This window comes from Nocardiopsis sp. LOL_012 (assembly GCF_048060475.1).
In the GTDB taxonomy this organism is placed as follows: domain Bacteria; phylum Actinomycetota; class Actinomycetes; order Streptosporangiales; family Streptosporangiaceae; genus Nocardiopsis.
Map to the genome: position 1 here is coordinate 1 of NZ_JBHMIV010000076.1, position 2,203 is coordinate 2,203.

The window sequence follows — 2,203 nt, forward strand, 5'->3', positions numbered from 1 at the left end:
ATCCTGCGGTCAGTCGTCTCCGTTGGCACCAGCACTGATGAGGCCAGAGAGTTGATGAACTCAGCAGTGACGTGTCTTGATGTGGAAGTCCCGGAGAATTCTTTGTTCTCGCCTTCATGCATGGTACTTCAGGCAGAGAACTGGACCGTTCTAGCCAGTGGCTGTGAGCCGGGAGTGGGAAAGTCCCATTGTGCTGACCTGACCGTTTCCCCTGCATAAGTAACGACCACCACTCGACCGTCGGTGACAGTGAAGACAAAGGAGGGTGGTGTCATGCCGTCGTAGCAACACCGCAGTTCAGAAGGGTTGCCGATGGGGACACGACGGACGCTCACTCTGGAGGATCGCGAGGAGATCGCGCTCGCGCACACACGGGGTGAGGGCGTGCGGTCCATCGCCCGCTTGCTCGGCCGCCACCCGTCCGTGGTCAGCCGCGAGATCGACCGCAACACCGGCAAGCGCGGCTACCGGGCCACTACCGCCCACAAGCGCGCCAAGACCCGCTGGTCCCGCCCCCAACAGCGCCGTTTGGACACCGACCCGGTGATCCGCCAGCGGGTCCTGGCCGACCCGGGCCGGGGCCGCGCACCCCGCCAGATCGCGGGGTGGTTGAAGCCGGAGGCCGAGAACGCCAGTGTGGAGCCCAGGGAAGGCTCCCTCCCCGCCGGCGGCGAACGCATCAGCCACGAGGTGGTCTACACCTGGATCTACGCCCTGCCCAAGGGCGAACTCGCCCGCCTGGGCGTCATGCTCCCCTCCAAGCAGACCGGCCGACGCCCCAGGAGAAAGAACGGCCTGTGCGGCGCCCGGATCGTCGGGATGCGCTCGATCCGTGAACGCCCTGCAGAAGCCGAGGGGCGCCGCGTCCCCGGGCACTGGGAAGGCGACCTGGAGCGCCACGAGGCGCCATGTAACCGAGCGGAGGTGCAAGGACTCCGCCGCTGGGCTGTCGCAGCAGCCCGGTGAAGCTGGGGGCAGACCGATCCGGGAAACGCCGGTCAGGTCGGCAAGCAGCCCCGACAACGACGGGACGGGCCAGCACGACCGGATGGCCCGGGTCCGGCAAGCAAGACGGGAAGGTGGACGAGAGGAACCAGCGCCATCACGCCCCTTAAGTCTCCCGCCAGCTCAAATCCGGTGGATACGGGCTGGATAGCGGTGCGCACCCAACCCCGCCAGGGGTGGGGAACTCCCGAACCGGTATTGAGGTCGTCGGTAGGGAGGCCGCGACGAAAGCCTGCGGCGTAGTCGCGGCGATACCGCAGGGGTATAGCTGGCCACCTCACCCGACGATCGGTTCATGGTGAACGTGGGAACCAGCCCGGGGTTCCCGTCTCCGTCAGGTCATCCAGGCCCGGTGGAGCGGGTTGGCGCGTTGTCCGCCGACGATCCCGAGGTGGGGCGGAGGACCCGTAGTAGTCCGAGCCGGGGAAAGCCCGTGCACATGGCGAAGGGGTCCAGTGAGTTCACGCACGCGACGTACTGCAATGGACGGAGACGCTGGTGAATACCGGTGAACCGTGGCCCGACCCGTCCGGGGCCGGGGTGCGGGTACGGCGGATGCAGACCAAGCTGCACCTGTGGGCGGCCGAAGATCCCGGCCGCCGGTTCGATGATCTGTACAACCTCATCCATCGCCCGGACTTCCTCACCGTCGCGTGGGACCGGGTGAGGGGCAACAAGGGCGCGCGCACCCCTGGAGTGGACCGGGTCATCCCGGCCTTCATCTCCAACGAAGCCGATCTCACGGCGTTCTTGAATGACACACGCGAGCAGCTCAAAGCCCGCACGTTCACCCCACTGCCGGTCCGGGAACGCATGATCCCCAAGACCGGCTCTCCGGGGAAGTTCAGGCGCCTGGGGATAACGGCTTGACGCTGACCCTGGCCGCACCTGATTGAAAGAAACCGCCCGCACGGCCGGGGCGGAGCACCGGTGCTCAGGCACTGCCGAGGGGACTGAGAATTACCGGATCGCGATTCCTCCCGCCCGAGATCCCCGGGGCGGTACGGATCGACGGTCCAGCGTGGCGATCGGACACCGAAGAACGTTTGACCAGGCCAAAGCCTCATGTGACGTGATATCTACCGATTGTAGTGCTCATCCGTCGCCGGTTCCGTTGGTGACGGGTCGGTGGGGGGAGGGAGGACGTCGGCGTGTAGGTGGAGGATGCCCTCGGAGTTGATGGCGGCGCGTTTGATGC

Annotated in this window: 2 protein-coding genes; both read left to right on the forward strand. The window is 66.4% G+C overall.

What is annotated here, in order from left to right:
• The first annotated feature begins 312 nt into the window (after positions 1–312).
• Entirely contained in the window at positions 313–966 is a 654-nt protein-coding gene (locus ACFHWE_RS23445; RefSeq protein WP_416604037.1) for a transposase, read from the forward strand.
• A gap of 594 nt (positions 967–1,560) precedes the next feature.
• Positions 1,561–1,875, forward strand: coding sequence for a hypothetical protein (locus tag ACFHWE_RS23450; protein WP_416604038.1), 315 nt, complete (start codon positions 1,561–1,563; stop codon positions 1,873–1,875).
• The last annotated feature ends 328 nt before the right edge of the window (positions 1,876–2,203 follow it).

Bases quoted from the DNA above. Each gene is read 5' to 3' on its own strand.
- ACFHWE_RS23445 (WP_416604037.1), top strand. From the start codon at position 313: ATGGGGACACGACGGACGCTCACTCTGGAGGATCGCGAGGAGATCGCG.
- ACFHWE_RS23450 (WP_416604038.1), top strand. From the start codon at position 1,561: ATGCAGACCAAGCTGCACCTGTGGGCGGCCGAAGATCCCGGCCGCCGG.